Here is a 20,853-nt window from a genome sequence, read left to right on the forward strand (position 1 = left end):
TTAAAACAGACCTTCCACTTTTCTTTTGCAGGTTTTTATTCCACTTATAGACCTTATGATTCTCATGTTTTTCGATCTGCTGAACCTGCGGCTTTATCTTTCTGCCTGTACTCTTTTGGGGACATACTGTAATATCCACGGAATATCCGGTGAAAATAACTGGTGTTGTCATACCCTACTGCCAGTGAAATATCCGTGATAGAAAGCCTGGTGTTCAAAAGTAAAAAGGAAGCCTGATTTAATCGTTTAATCTGTAAAAGCTGTTTATAAGTTCTTCCAGTCAGTTTCTTAATGGTCCGGCTCAGCCAGTAAATATTATAGTTTAATAATTCTGCAAGTTGAGTCAGCTCCCCTTCTTTATAATTCTCATCAATAAACTTTAAAACCTGAAAGATGATTTTCTGTTCAAACCCTTCATTTGTGTGGCGGATCTTATCCGTATAGTGCATGAGCTGTAGAAATAAAAGTCCCATGGTAATCTGATTTAAGCTTCTTTTATTGGGTTGATCATACAAAAGCGTCCAGACCATATTTTCAACCAGATTCTGTACTGGAAGCACGTCTGCCACCTGAAAATGCAGATAGCTGGCATAACGGGGATCGAAACAAAGACTTCCTACCAGAAACTCTCTTAGAAGATTCTCTTCTTCCCCCATCATCTCAAAAGTGGTATCAAAAAATTCCGGCAGAATAATAAAGTTTACTGCAATGTCTTCCTCTCCCGCAGGAAATATCTCCTGGGTTGCATGTTGATTGAGAAAAAGAAGCTCACCTGTTTTTAATATTACCTTTTCCCCGTCGATCAGATGAGTGGTATGACCTTTGCACATGTAAATAACTTCAATATAATTATGTTTATGTTCTGGAAAATGCACGAACCTGGTATGGGGTCTGATGCGGATCAGCTTTCCATGCTCCAGCATCTTTTTGCTGTCAATCACCAGATCTCTGCCTTCTGTATAGCGGGTCCGGTCGATCTCAGTCCGCCCGTTTATAATCTCCTTTTCTTCATCCGTAATGATTCCCAGACGGTCTATAATCTCCTGGTTCACCTGGAAAGACCTCCTTTATTCAGTCTCAAATCCAATAAAATTTTTCCATCTGTCATCTTCCAGCTCTTTCTCTGTCAGAGTATAGGCATGGCTCTTTTCTTCGTTTGCCATCAGCTTGTAGGTAACCGTACCTGTCTCATCCTCATCCCTGATCCAGCGGTCATCCAGCACAATCCGCCCCTCTCTGGTCTGGAATGTCCAGGATGCACTTTCTCCCCCTGCATTGGTACTGGAGTAAACAACATTTCCCTCCATCTGGTCTTCCAAAAAAACACCTTCTTTGGCACTTAACTGGTTAATATCTTCTGTCACACCGTCATAGTAGTTGTAACCACTGGCTCCGCTCCCGTTCATTCTGCCATTTTTCCAGATTCCATAAGAATAATCATACCGCTGTCCCTCTTCAAGAGAAATCACCTGTAAAGCAGTGCAGAAGCCACTTGGAAGTCCATCACGAAATTCCCCATAAAAAACAGTAGAAGGTTTTAGAAAAACAATGCCTTTAGAAAGAGAATGTCCCTTTTTCAGCACGGCTCCATCATACATAAGAGGGAATTCTTTCCAGGGAATCTCGTAACTGTTTAATAATCTTGCAGTTCCTTCCAAATCCTTGCTGGCAAAACGCAGCATTAAACTATCTAAAAATTCTTTTTCTTCAGAAGAAAGAGAGATTTCTCCTTCTGGTTTTGTTTCTAAAGATTCCTTTAAAACAGCAGACTCCTCTATCTTTGATTCTGCTATATTCTTTCTGTTTTCAAAAACCCATGCTCCCAAAAGCCAAAGCACTAACACTGCCGTCATGCCCAAAGCTGCCATTATGCGGAGGTGATTCTTATTGGTACGATCCAGCCATCTCATAGCTTATTCCTCCCTTCACTCACTCAATTCCCAGGCATTATAAAGAAGAGAAAGTCCTTTTATAATCTCCGCTTCCGTAAGGCTGGCAAATCCAAGAACAACCGTCGGAGGATATGGGTTATGTTCCTGATGGATAAAATAACCTGACATTCCATAAACCTTAACCCCTGCCTCCCCTGCTTTTTCCACGAGAAACTTTTCCGTTCTATTTTTTTTATCCGTCAAAAGAAGGTGTAATCCTGCATATTCCCCCTGTATTATAAACTGACTCTCGAATGCTTTCAGTTCCGAAACCAGCACATCATGCTTGGATTTATAGACAGCCCTCATCCGGTTTAAATGCCGTTCATAATGCCCCTCGGCCATGAACTGATTAAGAATCTTCTGGTCAATACGGGAAACTGTGGAAGCATAGAAACTCACCTTTTTCCGGTAAAGAGACAATAAAGCATCTGGCAATACCATATAGCTTACCCGAATGGCAGGAGCAATGGATTTTGAAAATGTTCCGATATAAATCACCCGCTCTTGCTGGTCCATACCCTGGAGAGCGGGAATCGGCTGACCCTTATAGCGGAATTCACTATCGTAATCATCTTCAATCAGATATCTTCCCTCTTTCTTGTATGCCCATAACAAAAGTTCCTGCCTTCGTTTTACAGGCATAACAATCCCTGTCGGATACTGATGGGAAGGCATGACATATGCGGTATCCGCACCGCTTTTTTCCAGAAGTTCCACATTCATTCCCTGGTTATCCATATAAACAGGGACAACATGATAGTTCAGACTGTCAAACACCCGGTATGCCTGTTTATAGGTTGGATTCTCCATTGCAATAATCCGGCTATCTGTCAGAATCTGAGACAATAGCATAAGCAGATATTCACTTCCTGCTCCCACGATGATCTGATCTACAGAACAATTAACTCCCCTGGCAGAATGAAGATAGGTCCGTATTGTCTCCCGAAAGGAAACTTCCCCCTGAGGATCTCCTGTTAAAAATAATTCCCGGTTATCATCCACCAGCGTATTCTTGGATATCTTTCTCCATGTATTAAAAGGAAATGCACCAAGATCAATTCCCCTTGGGGAAAAGTCTACTTCATATTCTTTCTTTTTCTCTCTGAAACTTTTCGAAAAAAAAGGGATTTCCTTTTCTCTTTGTTCCTGACCGGTATGAACCAGACCATCAATTTTTAAAACGTAATATCCTTTATAAGGAACGGCTTCAATATATCCTTCCGACAGCAATTGTTCATAAGCCATCTGAGTGGTACTCCTGCTGATCTTTAAATGCTCTGCTAAAAGTCGGGTAGATGGAAGACGGGTGGATGGTTTTAAATTACCTTTTTTTATCTCTTCCTTCATATAATTATATATTTGAATGTAATAAGGCAGACCTGCCTGATTCTTAAGCGGAATCATCAGCTCCATAAAAATCCCCCTTTCTTCATAATAGAAAATGCCACACGTCCTCATTTTGCGGTCATGCAGCATCTCTTTATCTGACCGGCACGTCAGCCTGTCACCATTATTTTTTAATTTTAAAAGAACTCTTTAAGGATACAATCCGGTTAAATACCAGATGATCCGGTGTGCTGTCCTTGCAGTCAATACAGAAAAATCCGTTTCTTACAAACTGGAAGCTGTCATATGCTTTTGCCCCTTCAAACCCAGGTTCCACATAGCAGTTCTTTATGATAGTAAGGGAATTTGGATTAATATTCAGACTTCCGTCTTCATTCAGTTTTCCCTTTTCTTCATCTACAATGTTCTCATACAGACGGCATTCTGCCTGAATCGCTGTAGAAGCAGTTACCCAGTGAATGGTTCCCTTTACCTTTCTTCCCTCAAATCCAGAACCGCTTCTTGTCTCCGGATCATAAGTACAGTGAACCACTGTCACATTGCCATCCTCATCCTTTTCACAGCCAGTACAGGTTACAAAATAAGCATTCATCAGACGCACTTCGTTACCCGGGAAAAGACGGAAATACTTTTTCACAGGTTCTTCCATAAAATCTTCCCGCTCAATATAAAGTTCTCTGCCAAAAGGTAACTTTCTGGAACCAAGTTCCGGATTCTCCATGTTATTGGCTGCATCCAGATATTCTATGGTATCTTCCGGATAGTTATCAATCACCAGCTTAATGGGGTCCAGAACCGCCATCATTCTGGGGCGTTTCAGCTTTAAATCTTCCCGGATACAGTATTCAAGCATGGCGTAATCCACAGAACTATTCGCCTTTGATACTCCTACCAGATCCACAAACATGCGAAGTGCTTCCGGTGTATACCCCCTTCTTCTCAGGGCTGCAATGGAAACCAGACGGGGGTCATCCCAGCCATCTACCACCTGGTCTTCTACCAGTTTTTTAATATAACGCTTACCAGTTATTACATTGGTCAGATAAAGCTTTGCAAACTCAATCTGGCGCGGAGGATTGGCAAATTCACATTCCTTTACCACCCAGTCATATAACGGTCTGTGATCTTCAAATTCCAGTGTACAGATGGAATGGGTAATCTCCTCAATCGCATCTTCAATTGGATGAGCGAAATCATACATGGGGTAAATGCACCAATCATCGCCTGTATTATGATGGGTCATACGGGCTACCCGGTAGATAACCGGATCACGCATATTAATATTCGGAGAAGCCATGTCAATCTTTGCACGAAGCACTTTCTCTCCATCCTGATATCTGCCTTCCTTCATCTCTTCAAAAAGCTTTAAGTTCTCTTCCACGCTCCGGTTCCGGTAAGGACTTTCCTTTCCGGGATTCTTAAAATCTCCCCGGTATTCCCGGATCTCATCGGCTGTCAAGTCACAGACAAATGCCTTTCCTTTCTTAATTAAAAGAACTGCCCGGTCATACATCTCCTGAAAATAATTGGACGCAAAGAAAAGGCGGTCTTCAAAATCAGCCCCCAGCCACTTCACATCTTCCATAATGGATTCTACAAATTCTGTCTTCTCTTTTGTGGGGTTTGTATCGTCAAAACGGAGGTTGAACTTTCCACCATACTTTTGAGCAAGACCATAGTTAAGCAATATGGATTTTGCATGTCCAATGTGCAGGTAACCGTTTGGTTCCGGCGGAAACCTGGTCTGTACATGATTGTAAACTCCTTCTGCAAGATCCTTATCTATCTCCTGTTCAATAAAGTTTTTCGAAACCACTTCTTCTTTGATCTCTTCCATCTTTCTTCCTCCATGTCAGTACTTCCAATAATACATAATCATACCATACTTCATCCATTTCGAAAAGGGGGGATTTATTTTCTTGCGGCTTCGTTCCAGATTTCCAACTTTTCTTCATATTGCTGATTGATCCATTCCAATGCCTGCTCTCTTCCTTCTTCTGAAAAAGGAAATGCGCACCTGGTCTTTTGCTCTTCCGGAGTTGCTTCATAACTATAGGGTTCTGGATATACCGCTGCCAAAAGCTCTTCTCCTTCTTTATTCAGCCGGTAACGCATCCCTTTCATACTTCCAGTATAGGCTTCCTTTTTAAAAAACTGCAAAGGCACAAATGTATTTGTTTCCAGCATTTTCCATCTTCCTTTCTTCTTTCTCTGGCTTCTATTGGTTTTATCGTCTCAATTTCCCTAAAATTAAGAGAAGGACTGCTCATCTGTTTCCAATCAAACAAATGAGCAGCCCATATCTTTATCATTACATTCCCGGACCAATCTCCTTCTTTCCAGAACTTTGAGGAACTCCCGGACCAGCCGGGGCCTGGGCAGATGATGTTGGAGTCACTGCAGGCGCAGTGGATTGGGGAGCCGTCGTTGGTGCAGGGGCAGTTGCTGCCGGTGTGGTTGCTGCCGGTTGCGTCGTCACCGGAGCGGTTGTGGTTGGTGAAGTTGTCTGATCAGGCGCCTTTGTCTCCTCTGGCTTTCCTGATCCTCCTGTAGAAGTCTTTGCCTCGGTTCCAGGTAAATGGTAACAGAGAACCGGTATTCCGGCATTGATATTTTCAAAAATCGTCTTCGCCACAGCAGGAGGTAAATTGACACATCCATGAGATCCTCCGGTCTTATAGATGGAACCTCCGAAGCTGCTGCGCCACTTGGCATCATGAAGTCCGATATTACCATTAAACGGCATCCAATAAGATACCGGAGTTCTGTAGTTTTCCCCTTTTAAGGTGGCATCCCGCTCTTTATAGGTAAGGGAATATGCCCCCGCCGGAGTAGACCAGCCTTTGGACTCGTTGCCGGATACAAAATCAGAATCAACAATCAGCTTTCCATCTTTATAAAAATACAGATGCTGTGCTGTCAGATTGATCTCTAAATATGTATTACCATAGTCTGTGCTGCCATGGCTGGCTGCTTTCTGTTTATAAACAGGTTCTCTGGTCTGACTGCTGCCGGAACGGATCAGTTGCGCAAGTTCGTCTGCTTCTGAGCTTTGATTAATCTTCCAGCCATAACTTCCTCCGGTGATTTTCACAGTCTTCCCATAAGAAGTCTTTAAATTCTTTGCTTTGTATGCCGTATCATACCGGTCAGCCAGTTCCTTTACAAAAGACTTTACTGATCCGCTGTCCAGATACACCTTACCGTTTTCATCCGTTTTGATCCATTTGGATATTATGTCTCCGCCAAGAACCTTTTTTTCATCACCCATTTTATAGGTAATGGTAGTATTTACATACTGATTCATGGTCTGGACCCTGCTGACAAGTTCCGGATCATCTGTAGGGATTTGGGGTGAGATATACGCGTTTGCCTCTTCGAGAGAAAGTTCTGGTTTCAGTTCTTTTACTGCTTCAGATATTGCTGTCTTTGCTTTATTAAGATCCAGTTCTTTTCCCTCTTTGGCAGGTATAATATGATATCCCTGACCAGATCTGTAATCCGAAACAGAAGCATCCATTGCTTTATCTTCCGCATTTTCTTTCATAAAAGGGAACCCAGACACTGTCTGCTCAAACTTTTCCTCATTATAACGGATCATGGTATTAAGTTCGTATGACTGCGGTTTTTTTAAGTGCTTTACCCAGGAAAGAGGCTTCTGATCTGCCACCAGTTGTTCTAAGGTTCCGTCAAAAACAGATTCCAGCGCGATATCGCTGCTTTTTAATTCTTCCCTGTCCCCTCCCCGCAGCTGAATGGTTAATTTGTAATCTCCAATGTTGGTGGAAATCATCTTCTTCACCTCTTCGGGAGACTTTTTTGACACATTCATCCCGTTGATGGTGGTGTTTGGGAAAAACACATGATTATAAGCTCTTCCCATCTGAACGTATGTAAACGTAGCAATCAGTGCTGCTGCCACAGTTCCGGTTCCGATCACTGCCCAGCCTTGTAATCCAAAGGATCTCTTCTTTCTGCTACGCTGCTTTTGTTTTTCCATTTATTTCCTACCTCTTTACTAGCCTTTTAGTTCAGCATTCATTATAACTTAAAAACCAGAAATATGTCTAAATATTTCCGGTATATTTCTTGACGTTTTTATTACGATTTTTATTTAAAATGTCTCACAACCGGTTTTCATCTATCATAAAATGAAGGTAAGAACACCCCAAAGGATCCGCTATGACACGTTTTGTCCCTGTTTACGGAACCGTTATTTCCGTCAATCCACAAACCTCTTCCCAGTCAGATTCCTGCTCCGTCTTTATCTCGGTTATGAGCGACAATATGGGGGAAGTAAATTTTATTGTTGATGCCGATACTTATGTGCTGGATCAGCATACCTTTGAAAATGGAGATTCCATTATCGCCATCTATGACACCAACGGACCGGTTCCACTGATCTATCCTCCACAGTTTCATGCCGTTATACTGGCAGAAAATGACGATGATTATGAAGCTATGTTCGATTATTTTAATCAGGACCTTTTAAATACAGACCAGACATTAATGCTGAATATTTCAGATACAGATGATATCGACATCCTTCTTCCCAACGGACAAATTTTTGTTCAAAATCCCGGAGGACATTATCTGTTTGTCTTATATAAGTATACGACCCGCAGTCTTCCCCCAATCACCACCCCTGATGAGATCATTGTTTTCTGTCCCTAGGAACTGTCCGAAACAAATGAAAACACCTGGCTTTACGGTATTCCCAAAAGTCAGGTGTTTATAGATTATTCTGCTATGAGATAGCCCAGTTTTTTCAATTCCTGTTCAATCCGGTCTAAATGCCTGTGTGAATCTGCAGCAACCGTATGGTAATGACAGCCATTGGTCAGAATCTTTAAGGGCTTGTCCGAAGAATTGTTTAACGTTTCTATAAATTCTTCTGCATCAAGCCGGTTATGAATCATCAGATCCACATGGATTTGCCCGTAGACTTCATGCTCAATCATCACATCTAAAAGTCTGCCGCCATAATCTACGATGGCAAAAAGTTCATTTAACGTGTCCTCTGTGGTGTGACTGACCGGGAATACCCGAACGCAGGGGGCTTTTGTTTCTGTTGATTTATGTCTGATTACATAGCCTTTGTTGGTGGATAGAATCTCCTCCTGCTCCGCTCGCATCAGTGCCACATCCTGAACCACCACCTGTCTGCTCACTCCCACTCTTTTTGCAAGTTCTGTTCCCGAAACAGGTCCTGCCTCTTTACTCAGTATTTCTATAATCTTTTTTCTTCGAATTGTTCCATCCAATTTATCTTATTCCCTGCCTTCTTCTTCCATATCCCGGGGGATTAAAAATATGCCATCATAACCTAAAAATTCTAATAATTCTGTGGTATGGGGCTGTTCCAATCTTCCCTTTTTTAAAGATTCCTTGTCATAAAAAACAGTTTCCTTTGGTCCATCTGCCATGATTGTCCCATGAGCCATAATAATTATCCGCTCGAAATATTCTGCGGTAAAATCCATATCATGAAGGATTGCCAGAACAAATACGTTCTGCTCACTCAGGTTTCTGATAAGATTCCCAAGCAGTTTTCTTCCATTTGCATCCTGACCAATGGTTGGCTCGTCAAGAATCAAAACCTCTGGTTCCATGGCAAGTACAGAAGCAATGGACACCATCTTGCGTTCGGATAAGTCCAGATCATAAGGATTCTCCTCTTCTGTGTGGGACAAACCAGTCATCTCCAGTGCTGCCCTTGCTTTTTTCTTCGCTTCCTCTTTCTGAAACCCCAGATTCAGAGGCCCCACCATAACTTCCTCTAAAACCCTGGTTTTAAATATCTGATCGTCAGGATTTTGAAATACATAGCCCACCTTCCCGGAAAGCTGTGCCACTGTTTTTTTTGAAATATCTTCCCCCTTTAGAAAAATCTTTCCTTCCTGCGGTTTTAAAAGCCCTTTTAACAATTTCACCAGTGTTGTTTTACCTGCCCCATTCTGACCGATGATAGCGGTTGGTTCTGCTCCAAGATTCAGAGAAAGTGACGGAATTACCGGCTTTTTCAAATCATAGCCAAATCTTAGATTTTCAATAACAAACCAGTCTTCTCCCTCTTTCATCTCCTGTTTTTTCTTGTGGCTTCTGCCCTTAAGATTCTTTGGAAATCTTTCCCGGAATGCATCCGTCTGTGCTTTTGTAACCGGATAATTTCTTTTATCTCCCTCCTCCAGATATAAGGAAATTCGTTTACACACTTCCGTATAAACGGGAGGGCGTACTCCAAAACTCTCTAAGTCCATTCTGGAAAAAATCCGTTCCGGTGTATCAAAATCTACCTGTTTTCCCTGATGCAAAAGCAATATCCGGTCGCAGTATTCTGCCATTTTTTCCATCTTCTGTTCTACCATAAAAACCGTAATTCCTGTGCTTTTCAACTGTTCTACCATCTGAAATACTTCTTCACTTCCCATAGGGTCCAACTGGGAAGTAGGTTCATCTAATACCAGAACTTCCGGCTTCATCGCCAGGATACTGGCAAGTGCCACTCTCTGGATCTGACCTCCGGATAGATCAAAGGGATTGCTGTTCCTGTGTAGCTCCATATCAAATCTTTTTAAATTCTCTTTCACCCGCTTTAGAATCTCATCTTTTGGAATTCCAAGATTTTGAAGACCAAATGCAATCTCCTCAAAGACCGTTTCCTTTGCGCCGGAAAGCTGATTAAACGGATTCTGAAACACCAGCCCTACATGACGGCATAACTGGGCAATGGGTACTTTGGCTGCCTCCAGTTCTCCAATTCTAATACTTCCCCCATAAGCTCCCCGGAACATGGTGGGAACCAGTCCTGCAAATGACTGACATAAGGTACTTTTCCCTGCCTTGTTTTCCCCGATAATTCCCACAAACTGTCCCTTTTCCACGGTAAAACTGATTCCATCCAGGGCAAGCTGCTTTGTATGGGGATAGCGGTATTTCAATTGATTTACTTCTATAAAAGCCATGGTATGATCCTCCAGAGAATTGATAAGAAAAGTAAAATTCCGAAAAAAGCAATAAACTGCCTGTCAGATCTTCCCAACTTATAGTCCTGCAAAAATGTTTTCTTATGCCTGGAGTCAAATCCCCGTACCTCCAAAGCAATTGCCCGTTCTCTGGTATTGATCAGAGAACTGTTCACTACCGGGGAAATCAATGGAATAAATGCTTTTGCTCTTACAAACAGACTGCCTTCCGTCTCCATTCCCCGGCTTCTCTGGGCATCCATAATCGTACTCATGGTGCTTATCATCTGGGGAATAATTAAGAATACAGAAGAAATCATATATCCAAATTTAGGAGGAAGACCTGCCTGTTCCAGGCAATCCACCAAAACGGCAGGTCTGGTGGTCAGAACAAAAACAGCAAATGCCAATAGCATGTTTAAAATGTTAAGCCCGATCCGGGACGCATAAAAGATTCCCTCATCATAAAAAACAAGCGGTCCCAGAGTAAAGAGAATCTGTTCGTTATTCTGGTTAAAAAGTCCGTGAATAAGGAAAACCGTCAGAATAATGGGAAAAGCGAATGCAATCAGAGGGAAGATCTTTTTTATGATCCTCCCATTCAATGCCAGAATAAGACTGACAGCCAAAGTAAAAGCATACAGCCAAAGTTCTTTACCAAGAACCGGAATCAGGATTGAAGACAAAATATAACCTAATTTAGCAAATGGGTGAAGCCTTGTTAAATAAGTATTCTGCTCCACATAGAGACTGATGGTTTTCATAATGCCCCTTTCTCTTAATCCAGACTTTCTACGTCCTCATTTACTTCATAGAGAGCGGTAAGCTTCTTTGGAAATCCTTTTACAATTGCAAAAACAATGAGAAGGGTGATGATTTTATCCGGAACATCAACCACTACTTCATCAAGGAACGATCCTAAAAATACAGGAAGTTTGATAGCCTGTGACCATGCAAATACAGCATCTCCCCAAATATTACCTGTGGTTCCTCCCCAAAAATAGATATTTAAAGGGGTGGAGATAATAACTGCAGTCATTCCTGCCACGCAGGCCGTTAACATTGCTCCAGACAGTGTCTTCATATGCCCAAGCCTTGCCATGATTCCAACACCAGCTCCAAGAAAAAGACTTGTCAGCGCATAGACAAGGGTAATGGAATCACCTGTAGTAAATCCAAAGATTAAATTGTTGGCAGCCCCACAGATCGCCCCAATGACAGGACCTCCCAGAATTGCACCAATGCAGGTACCAATGGAATCCAGCCACAAAGGCAGCTTTAATACAGAAGCAAACAACTTTCCTAAATAATTGATACCAATGCAGGCTGGAATCAGAACAAAACAGGCTGCGTTCCATTTCGTTTTAAATAATTGATTCATCTTTCATTCTCCTTTTTTTATCGACCTGGACAAATGCCAAAAGTGCGGTAAGAATCTCTGCTCCTTCCCCTGCCACCATTGCTGCATCGCCGTCTGTATAGCGATTAATGTTATCTTCTAAGGATTCCTCATACTCGACAACCGTATTCAAAATAGAGGCTGTCATAATTTTTCTTATCCGTCCGGCTACAAACAGCGCTGCGGTTTCCATATCAGAGCCAAGAATTCCTTTCTCTGACCAATATGTTCGTATTTCCTCTTCCTGATCCGTGTAAAAACTGTCATGGCTTCTGACAATCCCTACCTGGTATCCAAATTGTTTTTCTTCTGCACTTTGTATGCAGGCATTTAATAACTCCGTATCAGGAATTGCCGGATAACATAAGTCTGCATATGCGGCTGAGGCACCATCCTGGCGCACCGCACCATTGGCTATAATCAGTTCCCCCAGAGAGATTCCCTTTTGAAGCGCACCGCAGCTTCCGATCCGGATCATTGCCTTTACACCGATCTTACTTAACTCCTCTACAGCAATGGCTGCAGAAGCTCCTCCGATTCCAGTAGAAACAGCCAGTATGGTGATCCCCTGAAATTTCCCTTTTATGCTTCTAAACTCCCTGTTAAAAGCCAGTTCCTCCACATCCTCCAGATAAGAAGCAATCCGGTCAAGCCGGCCGGGATCACCCGGAAGCAGTGCATATGAAGCTGCCTGTTTCTCTCCTAACTGAATATGAGGCATGATTTCTGCCATAGATTCTCCTCCCTTGTCCTTTTTTGCTGAAATCAATGTAACACAAAGAGACTGTCTTGTCAATGAAATAACAGGTGACAAGACAGTCTCTTTGTGTTATGAATTTAATTATGGCAGATCACAGGGATTCCGCTGTAAATCAGATTATATAAATCCTTGGCTTTCTTTGGCGGAAGATTAATACAGCCATGGCTTCCGCTTTTTTGATAAATGGTTCCGCCGAACTTCGCCCTCCAACTGGCATCATGAAAACCGATTCCGCCATTAAAAGGCATCCAGTAATCCACATGGCTTTCATATTCGTAAGTACCATCCGCCTTTTTAGGCCCCCGGAGAATCCGGTCTGTCTGCTTATAGTTTAATGTATAGATTCCTTCTGGAGTTATGTAATTCTTTGACACATTACCGGTAACACAAGGTGCATCCCATACCAGGGTTCCGCCTTTATACATATAGACATGCTGGGCAGCCATATCCACCTCTACAAAAGTATTCCCCCAATCAACATTCCGGTCAGCCGCACCGACTGCATATTTGGGCTCTTTTGTCTGGCTCTGTCCAGTCCGGATTACTGCAATCAGCTCCGGAACTTCTGCCGCCTGGTTAATCCTCCAGCCATAGGCGCTGGTAAGAGATAAGTCCCTGCCGCTTGTGGTATGGAAATTTCTTGCTCTTCCCGCAGTATCGTACTTGTCCGCCAGCATCTTCACATAAGCACCTGCTTTTTCCGGGCTTACCTGAATCACTCCGTCGGCAAGTCCTGTGATCCATGAACAGATTTCTTCTCCACCCAGCACTTCGGACTTACTGCCAAAAACGTAAGTAACTTCCATCTCCCTTACCCGGTTTAAAGCATCACACTGTGCCTTTATACGTTCGTCGTCCTTCGTAACAGTAATAGTATCATAGCATTGAGATTCTTCCAGGTTTAATTCCTTCATCTCCTGACTCAATGCACTTTTTACAGTGCCTTCCAGCTTTCCCTCATTCACACTGTTCCCCTGAACTTCTGAAAGGATGGAAAAGGGTTCTCCCTGCTTCCAGTCTGACACTCTCGCATTCACAGTAGCTACAATATTGTCTCCGCTTACAAAGGAGAGCCCATGGATCTTATCCTTTAACTTCTGTTCATCATAAGTCACTGTACTCTTTAGTCTGTGGCTGTTATCTTCTGCAGGTCCTGCCACTCTGCCGTTCTGATTCTGTTCTTCCAGAACCGCTTTTAACCCATCGGTTATGACCACCTGGTATCCGATGTCAGAGCCTTTGATTACTTCTGTCTTTCCATCTCTGCCTTTGAGAGTTAAATGATACTCTCTTCCATAAAAACCTTCTATCTGTATTTTGGCTTCTTCTACTGTCATTCCACCGACAAGAACTCCGTTGACCTTTGTTCCAGGTACAAACTTAGAAGCCTCTTCTCCCAGTGCAGCCATTGCCCCTGACAGGATAAATAACACTGCCAGAAACATCACTTTTCCTATTGTACGCACATGATTTTGTTTCCTGTTCATTTCCTTCAAATCCTTTGCTGTATTTATGGAAATATCTCCCATACTGTTTAGGGTAACACGATTTTAAAGGAATAACAAGCGTAAAAATCACTTAATTTTTAATCGTTTACTCCTCTAATAAATTCTGCATACTTCCCAGACTAATTGCCAAAGTAGACAGGTTATGAAGAAGGGCAGACGTGGTGGGAGCAATCATTCCTGCTGCACCCAAAACAATAAGGCTGGCATTAATTCCAACAATATTCCGGTAATTCTTATGAATACGCTTCATCAGGCTGATGCTTAAAAGTTTTAGTGTGACAATCTCAAAAAGGTTATCTGCCGCTATGGTTATATCTGCAATCTCTCTTGCAATCTCCGCTCCGTCACTGATGGCAATTCCAACATCTGCAGCAGATAATGCAGGGGAATCATTGATTCCATCTCCCACCATAATCACCCTGTGACCAGCCTCTTTTTCCTTTTCAATAAATCGTGCTTTCTCTTCCGGTAAAACTTCTGAATAATATTCATCCACACCAACCCTGGCAGCCACGGCTTTTGCCGTTCGTTCACTGTCTCCGGTCATCATAACTACCTTTTTAATACCAGCTCTCTTTAATGACTCAATCACTGCTTCCGCCTCTTCCCGCAGAGGATCTTCCACGCAGATTACAGCCGCAAGCTTCTGATCCATGGCAAGATAAAGGTGACTGCAGTCGTCTGGCAGAGTCTCAAACTTCTGCTGATCCCCCTCACTGATGATGCAGCCCTCATCTTCAAAAACGAAATGATAGCTTCCAAGGATTATCTTCCTGTTTTCAATAGAAGAAGCAATTCCATGAGCTACAATGTAATCCACTTTTGTGTGCATCTCCTCGTGTTCCAGTCCCAGATCTCTTGCCGCCTGAACCACTGCTTTTGCCATGGAATGAGGAAAATGTTCCTCCAGACATGCTGCAATACGAAGCATCTCCTCTTTACTTTCTTCTCCAAAGGTAACCACTTCTTTTACAGTTGGTTTTGCTTTTGTCAGAGTTCCTGTCTTATCAAAAACCACCACAGACGCATCAGCCACTGCTTCCAGATACTTTCCGCCTTTTACGGTCATATGATACATGGAAGCTTCCCTGATTGCCGATAAAACAGAAATAGGCATGGCAAGTTTTAATGCACAGGAAAAATCCACCATAAGAACGGACAAGGCTCTTGTAACATTTCTTGTCAGAAGCCAGGTAAGTCCAGTTCCTAAAAGTGTATATGGAACCAACTGGTCCGCCAGATGGCTCGCCTTGCTCTCAAGAGAGGATTTCAGCTTCTCCGATTCCTCAATCATGGCAGCAATCTTCTCAAACCTGGTGGAGCCGGAAGCTTCTCTGACTTTGATAAGCAGTTCCCCTTCCTCTAATACAGTTCCTGCATAAACGTATCCGCCTGTTTCTTTTCTGACTGGAAGAGCTTCGCCTGTTAAAGAAGACTGGTTAACCAGTGCTTCTCCTTGTTCCACTTCACCATCAAAAGGAATGACATTTCCCATGCGCACCATAACAAGATCAGAGGGTTGAATCACAGAAGCCTCCACAAGCACTTCCTGACCGCCGCTTACAAGCCATACTCTCCCCACATGAAGAGACATACTTCTCGCCAGATCTCCCACGGATTTTTTATGAGTCCATTCTTCTAAAAGTTCTCCGATTCCAAGCAAAAACATAACAGAACCTGCTGTATCCATCTCTCCCCGGATCAGGGAAACACCAATGGCAACAGCATCTAATACCGCAACTTCTACTTTCCTTAAAAGAAGACATTTCAGCCCTTTGATAAGATATCTGACTGATTTTATTCCAACAAAAAAGGTGAGCACAGGAGCTGGCAAAAGGATCTTCCCCGCTGTCCGAAACAACACTTTTGTTATCATCTTTTCCTGATAAAAAGCATTTAACTCTCTTCCCGAATGTTCTAAGACACCTGCAGGCACCTCTATCTCATGGAAATGATATTGCTGCAGGATCTCTATGATTTCCTCTCTTTCTCCTACATAGGAAATCACTGCACCGGCTGTCCGTTCGTATACCTTTGCTGCCGTCACATTCTTCTGCTGATGAAGATAATACAGTAAGGTATCCGCCTCCTTATAAGTCATCTGCTTCTGAACAAGATGGAGGCGGATCCGTCTTGGTATTTCATGTTTTATTATAAATTTCACGTTTGTTCCTCCGTATAGAAAACGGGGCCTCTTTCTATACGGCCCCGCTCTTTTTGCTGCTTTTCTGCTCTGGTTTTTCTACCTGTTACGCTTCTGTTTCCTGTAAAGCGTCCTCTAAAACCACTTCTTTTGCTGCACGTTCCTCATTGATCTGCTTTGCTTCTGCAAGAATATCCTCTGCATTCTCCTGTACTGTGGTTGCAGTCTTCATTACACATTCTTTGGCACGAAGAACAGCAGCCGTACAATTCGTATATACCTTTTTTGCGTCCTTACTGGAAAGAACCTTAACACCAGCCGTTCCAAATAAAATACCACCTATAAATATTCCTGTATTTTTAAGTTTTGATAAATCCCACATCTTATGTATCCTCCTTATTTTTTCCAAAATCTTTATTTTATCTATAATACCAATTCTATTTTAGGTTAGTCAAAGATAATTGTTTTTATTGATAAAATTTATCCATTAATGTCAATCTATGTCATGTTTTGGTGAAATTATACATCCTAATCGCTGTCAATTCCATAAGATCTGTTCCAGGCGTCATAATCACCCCAACATAAAATCAATTTAATTTTGTAAAGAAGTTCTATAAAATTTCTATAAAATAAAAAAAGGCCAGTATGACCTTTTTTATTATAATCTAAAATCAGTTAGTTTTGACTAACCCGAAACCAACGAATTACGAACATTCAATCTGTTCACACTCGCATGGTCTTACAGATATAGATGAAATCTTCTGATCATCCAAATACCCACATGCAGATAATCCTGCCCTGACCACAGAGTTCCAGTTCTTGGCAGAAAGATGATAGGTCGTTTCATCATCCAGAATTACGGTACACGCATCTTCCATAGAACAGGTTTCGGAATAGGCAATCTTATACATGTTTTTCCGGCTGATTGCTCCAATCTCTTCTAAAACATTGACCATACGATAAACTGTTGCAGCCCCTATACTCTCATCAACTCTGGATGCTTTATAATAAATCTCCTTGCAGCTGGAACATTCATGTTCAAGAATAATATCCAAAAGTGTAAGGCGCTGTTTTGTTATTCTGCATCCTTTTTCCTTGAGTTTCAAAATAATAAGCTCTTTCTGCATCTTTGATCTGTGATAGCTTCTTGAATCAGTCACTTTTCTTTTTTCACTGATAATATTGCGTTCTTCCATTTGTGCACCTCCATTTTCTGATATGAAAATCAAAACCATTCACCTCTTGGCTAATCATGTCTAATGGGAACAATGTCCCCCGCAGCTTCCGCATTCTCCTCCGCACTGAATGGATTTACCATTCTTTTTGTCACGGATCATACCTCTTATAATCAATGCTACCACACCGGTAACAACCAGCAATACTACAACAGTTCCCATGAGATACCTCCTATATTTCGAGCCTGCACATTCATGCAGGCTCTTTTTCATGTAGTGTGGCTTATTTCGCACCTGCCGCACGTTTTACACTTACTTTTGATGAAGCTGTATCTTTTGCAGGTCTTACTAAAAGATAAATGAATCCCGCAATAAGAACAAATGCAACTACTGTAAACACTCCGAAGGTTCCTTCTGTAACCAGCATACCAATCTGATATACACACAGTGATACCACATAGGCAAGAAGTGTCTGATAACCAATGGCAAACCAGAACCATCTGATGTTATTCATCTCTCTTTTAATGGCACCCATTGCTGCAAAGCATGGAGCACAAAGAAGATTGAATACCAGGAAGGAATAAGCCGCCAGAGTTGTCATGCTTCCTGCAAGAGTTCCCCAAATTTCACTTCCATCTTCTGCTACTTCTGCAAATCCGTAAAGAATACCAAAGGTTCCTACTACGTTCTCTTTTGCTACAAGACCTGTAATCGCTGCAACAGCAGATTTCCAGTCTCCCCAGCCGAGAGGAGCAAAGATCCAACTGAATGTAGTTCCAATCGCTGCCAGAATACTATGGTCAAGTTCCATGGTATCTAACAGTCTGAACTGTCCGTCAACCCAGCCGAAGAAGGAAGCAAACCATATAACAATAGTAGCTAAGAGGATAATGGTTCCTGCCTTTTTAATGAAAGACCAGCCACGTTCCCACATACTTCTTAAAATATTCTCAACTGTAGGCATATGATAAGCGGGAAGCTCCATAACGAAAGGAGCCGGATCTCCTGCAAACATCTTTGTCTTTTTCAACATAATACCAGAACAGATAATCGCTGCAATGCCTACAAAGTAAGCACTTGGAGCTACCCATGCTGCACCGCCGAATAAAGCACCTGAGATCAGGGCAATAATTGGAAGCTTGGCTCCGCATGGAATAAATGTGGTTGTCATAATGGTCATCTTACGATCACGGTCATTCTCAATGGTACGGGAAGCCATAACACCAGGAACACCGCATCCGCTTCCGATGAGCATCGGAATAAAGGATTTACCGGAAAGACCAAATTTACGGAAAATACGGTCCATGATAAATGCAACACGTGCCATATATCCGCAGCTTTCAAGGAAAGCAAGGAATATAAAGAGTACTAACATCTGAGGTACAAATCCCAGAACTGCACCAACACCAGCAATAATACCGTCAAGAATCAGACCCTGAAGCCAGTCTGCACAGCCTATAGCAGTTAAAATACCCTCTACAACAACAGGAACACCAGGAACATCAATTCCAAAGAAGCTGAATCCATCACCGAACACACCATCATTTGCCCAGTCTGTTGCCCATGTACCTACTGTGGTAACGGATACATAATAAACGAGGAACATAACGGCTGCAAAGATGGGAAGAGCCAGATAACGGTTGGTAACGATCCGGTCAATCTTATCGGACACCGTAAGTTTTTCCGTTTTATTCCTGGTAAAGCAATCCTTAATGATGGAGGATATATAGACATACCGCTCATTGGTGATAATACTCTCTGTATCATCGTCCATCTCACGTTCAATTGTAGCGATCTCATCTGATACATCAGGAACTCTGCTTAACTGGCTTTCAATCTTACTGTCTTTCTCCAGAAGCTTAATGGCAAAGAAACGTCTCTGTTCTGACGGCACATCGTCTGACAGTTTATCTTCGATGGAATCAAGTACCTGTTCCACTTCTGCCTGAAATTTATGAACCGGAACTGCACCAGATTTACTTTTTGCAATTGCAACTGCCTTTTCTGCAGCCTCTTTAATACCATTGCCTTTTAAAGCGGAGATTTCCACCACTTCGCAGCCAAGCTTCTGGCTTAACTTGCTGATATGTATCTTGTCTCCGTTTTTCTCCACAATATCCATCATATTGACCGCCATGATAACCGGGATGCCCAGTTCCATAAGCTGAGTGGATAAATAAAGGTTACGCTCAATGTTGGTTCCGTCTACGATATTTAAAATCGCATCAGGACGCTCTTTGATTAAATAATTTCTGGCAACAACTTCTTCCAATGTGTATGGAGAAAGGGAATAAATTCCAGGTAGGTCCATGATAATAACATCTTTGTGACCTTTTAACTTTCCTTCTTTTTTCTCCACTGTAACGCCAGGCCAGTTCCCCACAAACTGGTTTGATCCTGTAAGTGCATTGAATAATGTTGTCTTTCCGCAGTTCGGATTACCTGCTAATGCAATCTTGATTGACATACTCTACCTCTTTCTATCTTTTCGCGTTGATTTATCTGAAATTAGTTTTCTCTAACTCATATGCAAAAAAAATTACTCTACTAAGATCATCTCGGCATCGTCTTTTCGGAGTGATAATTCATATCCCCTTACAGTCACTTCCACCGGATCACCAAGGGGAGCAACCTTTCTTACGTAGACATCCACGCCTTTTGTAATTCCCATGTCCATGATTCTTCTTTTTACCGGACCCTCGCCAGTCAGTTTTGTTACTTTGACTGTCTTCCCGCATGGGATCTCCTTCAATGTCATCTCTTCTTCCTCCTTTTATCCTACCATTATTTTATTGGCCATATCTTTTCCAATCGCTACTCTGGAATCCTTTACATTAACAATCATGTTTCCACCCATCTCGGAAACAACTGTTACGATTCCACCTGCAACAAAACCGAGGTTTTCCAAAAAACGTCTTGTCTCTTCTTTCCCGCCGATCTTACGGATCACATTCGGCTCGCCAGCTTTCACCATTGTCAACGGCATCATTCGTCATCTTCTTTCTTTTTTATTGATAATCATTTACATTTCCTGTAGGTTAGTATATGCTAACTTTTGTGAGTTGTCAAGATTTTTAAACACTTTTTTCCTGGTATTTTTTATTTGATGTTCTTCGTGCCATATGATATACTAAAAGTATGATTGAATGGAGGTAAAACTTACAATGCGCACCAATGAATCATCCGAAAATTATCTGGAGGTTATACTGGTTCTGAGCAAGACCCGGCCTGTTGTCCGCTCTGTGGATGTGGCGGAAGAACTTGGGTTTAAAAAATCCAGCGTCAGTGTTGCCATGAAGAACCTCCGTGAACGAAACCATATTACCGTTACCAAAGAAGGCTTCATCTATTTAACCGAAGAAGGAAGAAAAATTGCAGAGATGATTTACGAGCGGCATGAACTTCTCACACAATGGCTGATGGAACTGGGTGTGAGCAAAGAGACTGCCGAGGATGATGCCTGCCGGATTGAACATGTAATCAGCAAAGAAAGTTTTGAAGCACTGAAAAAACATATTAACTAGCATATTAACTATGGCGTGTCTGAAACAGGCAGTTTTCAGACACCCCATAAGAAAAAGCCATTCCAGGATATCCTGATATGGCTTTTTCTTTTTTTCCG

21 protein-coding genes are annotated in these 20,853 nt (G+C 42.2%); 2 read left to right on the forward strand and 19 right to left on the reverse strand.

The genetic code is table 11. The annotated features are described in order from the left end of the window. Nucleotides 1-62 precede the first annotated feature (62 nt). The 6 genes from FAY33_RS08420 to FAY33_RS08445 form a co-directional block, all read right to left on the reverse strand. A complete protein-coding gene (locus FAY33_RS08420; RefSeq protein WP_143320690.1) occupies nucleotides 63-1,052 on the reverse strand; it encodes an AraC family transcriptional regulator in 990 nt (329 codons plus the stop codon). Nucleotides 1,053-1,067: 15 nt separating this feature from the next. Further along, nucleotides 1,068-1,910 (reverse strand): hypothetical protein, encoded by an 843-nt coding sequence (locus FAY33_RS08425; protein WP_143320691.1) that lies wholly within the window; start codon nucleotides 1,908-1,910, stop codon nucleotides 1,068-1,070. Nucleotides 1,911-1,925: 15 nt separating this feature from the next. Next, the gene (locus FAY33_RS08430) at nucleotides 1,926-3,347 is read right to left on the reverse strand and encodes a PLP-dependent aminotransferase family protein (protein WP_143320693.1); all 1,422 of its coding nucleotides are present in this window, start codon (nucleotides 3,345-3,347) and stop codon (nucleotides 1,926-1,928) included. Nucleotides 3,348-3,444: 97 nt separating this feature from the next. Then, on the reverse strand, nucleotides 3,445-5,118 hold the full coding sequence (locus FAY33_RS08435) for a glutamine--tRNA ligase/YqeY domain fusion protein (RefSeq protein ID WP_143320695.1): 1,674 nt from the start codon (nucleotides 5,116-5,118) through the stop codon (nucleotides 3,445-3,447). Nucleotides 5,119-5,192: 74 nt separating this feature from the next. Further along, a complete protein-coding gene (locus FAY33_RS08440; protein WP_143320697.1) occupies nucleotides 5,193-5,468 on the reverse strand; it encodes a GNAT family acetyltransferase in 276 nt (91 codons plus the stop codon). A gap of 124 nt (nucleotides 5,469-5,592) precedes the next feature. Beyond that, nucleotides 5,593-7,281 carry a L,D-transpeptidase family protein gene (locus tag FAY33_RS08445; protein ID WP_143320699.1) on the reverse strand — a complete coding sequence of 563 codons (1,689 nt, stop codon included), beginning with the start codon at nucleotides 7,279-7,281 and terminating at the stop codon, nucleotides 5,593-5,595. 182 nt (nucleotides 7,282-7,463) lie between these two features. On the opposite strand from FAY33_RS08445, the gene FAY33_RS08450 reads away from it, so the two are divergent. Beyond that, a complete protein-coding gene (locus tag FAY33_RS08450) occupies nucleotides 7,464-7,955 on the forward strand; it encodes a hypothetical protein (RefSeq protein ID WP_143320701.1) in 492 nt (163 codons plus the stop codon). Nucleotides 7,956-8,020: 65 nt separating this feature from the next. Here FAY33_RS08450 and FAY33_RS08455 read toward each other — a convergent pair whose 3' ends face one another. From FAY33_RS08455 to FAY33_RS08515, 13 genes are all read right to left on the reverse strand, one after another. Next, nucleotides 8,021-8,545 carry a transcription repressor NadR gene (locus FAY33_RS08455; RefSeq protein WP_143320703.1) on the reverse strand — a complete coding sequence of 175 codons (525 nt, stop codon included), beginning with the start codon at nucleotides 8,543-8,545 and terminating at the stop codon, nucleotides 8,021-8,023. Between the two features lie 6 nt (nucleotides 8,546-8,551). Further along, complete coding sequence (locus FAY33_RS08460) at nucleotides 8,552-10,246, reverse strand: ABC transporter ATP-binding protein (protein ID WP_143320705.1); 1,695 nt, start codon at nucleotides 10,244-10,246, stop codon at nucleotides 8,552-8,554. Then, complete coding sequence (locus FAY33_RS08465; RefSeq protein ID WP_143320707.1) at nucleotides 10,234-11,010, reverse strand: energy-coupling factor transporter transmembrane component T; 777 nt, start codon at nucleotides 11,008-11,010, stop codon at nucleotides 10,234-10,236. The genes FAY33_RS08460 and FAY33_RS08465 overlap by 13 nt, the downstream gene beginning before the upstream one ends. Nucleotides 11,011-11,024: 14 nt before the next feature. Then, entirely contained in the window at nucleotides 11,025-11,627 is a 603-nt protein-coding gene (locus tag FAY33_RS08470) for an ECF transporter S component (RefSeq protein ID WP_143320709.1), read from the reverse strand. After that, nucleotides 11,611-12,378 carry a nucleoside phosphorylase gene (locus tag FAY33_RS08475; RefSeq protein ID WP_143320711.1) on the reverse strand — a complete coding sequence of 256 codons (768 nt, stop codon included), beginning with the start codon at nucleotides 12,376-12,378 and terminating at the stop codon, nucleotides 11,611-11,613. Before FAY33_RS08475 ends, FAY33_RS08470 begins: the two co-directional genes overlap by 17 nt. Nucleotides 12,379-12,482: 104 nt before the next feature. Continuing rightward, complete coding sequence (locus tag FAY33_RS08480) at nucleotides 12,483-13,892, reverse strand: L,D-transpeptidase family protein (protein ID WP_143320713.1); 1,410 nt, start codon at nucleotides 13,890-13,892, stop codon at nucleotides 12,483-12,485. 106 nt (nucleotides 13,893-13,998) lie between these two features. Further along, nucleotides 13,999-16,077, reverse strand: coding sequence for a heavy metal translocating P-type ATPase (locus FAY33_RS08485; RefSeq protein WP_143320715.1), 2,079 nt, complete (start codon nucleotides 16,075-16,077; stop codon nucleotides 13,999-14,001). Between the two features lie 85 nt (nucleotides 16,078-16,162). Then, nucleotides 16,163-16,438, reverse strand: coding sequence for a DUF6110 family protein (locus FAY33_RS08490; protein ID WP_143320717.1), 276 nt, complete (start codon nucleotides 16,436-16,438; stop codon nucleotides 16,163-16,165). A gap of 322 nt (nucleotides 16,439-16,760) precedes the next feature. Beyond that, entirely contained in the window at nucleotides 16,761-17,252 is a 492-nt protein-coding gene (locus tag FAY33_RS08495; protein ID WP_143320719.1) for a transcriptional repressor, read from the reverse strand. Nucleotides 17,253-17,312: 60 nt separating this feature from the next. Further along, on the reverse strand, nucleotides 17,313-17,453 hold the full coding sequence (locus tag FAY33_RS08500) for a FeoB-associated Cys-rich membrane protein (protein WP_143320721.1): 141 nt from the start codon (nucleotides 17,451-17,453) through the stop codon (nucleotides 17,313-17,315). 61 nt (nucleotides 17,454-17,514) lie between these two features. After that, complete coding sequence (feoB, locus tag FAY33_RS08505) at nucleotides 17,515-19,698, reverse strand: ferrous iron transport protein B (RefSeq protein WP_143320723.1); 2,184 nt, start codon at nucleotides 19,696-19,698, stop codon at nucleotides 17,515-17,517. Nucleotides 19,699-19,770: 72 nt separating this feature from the next. Then, nucleotides 19,771-19,989: a ferrous iron transport protein A gene (locus tag FAY33_RS08510; RefSeq protein ID WP_143320725.1), complete on the reverse strand. Its 219-nt coding sequence runs from the start codon at nucleotides 19,987-19,989 to the stop codon at nucleotides 19,771-19,773. A gap of 15 nt (nucleotides 19,990-20,004) precedes the next feature. Next, nucleotides 20,005-20,220, reverse strand: coding sequence for a FeoA family protein (locus FAY33_RS08515; RefSeq protein WP_143320727.1), 216 nt, complete (start codon nucleotides 20,218-20,220; stop codon nucleotides 20,005-20,007). Between the two features lie 175 nt (nucleotides 20,221-20,395). Between FAY33_RS08515 and FAY33_RS08520 the strand changes: the two genes are divergently transcribed. Beyond that, on the forward strand, nucleotides 20,396-20,755 hold the full coding sequence (locus FAY33_RS08520; RefSeq protein WP_143320729.1) for a metal-dependent transcriptional regulator: 360 nt from the start codon (nucleotides 20,396-20,398) through the stop codon (nucleotides 20,753-20,755). Nucleotides 20,756-20,853 lie beyond the last annotated feature (98 nt).

The organism is Clostridium sp. HBUAS56010, assembly GCF_007115105.1.
GTDB lineage: Bacteria > Bacillota > Clostridia > Lachnospirales > Lachnospiraceae > Lacrimispora.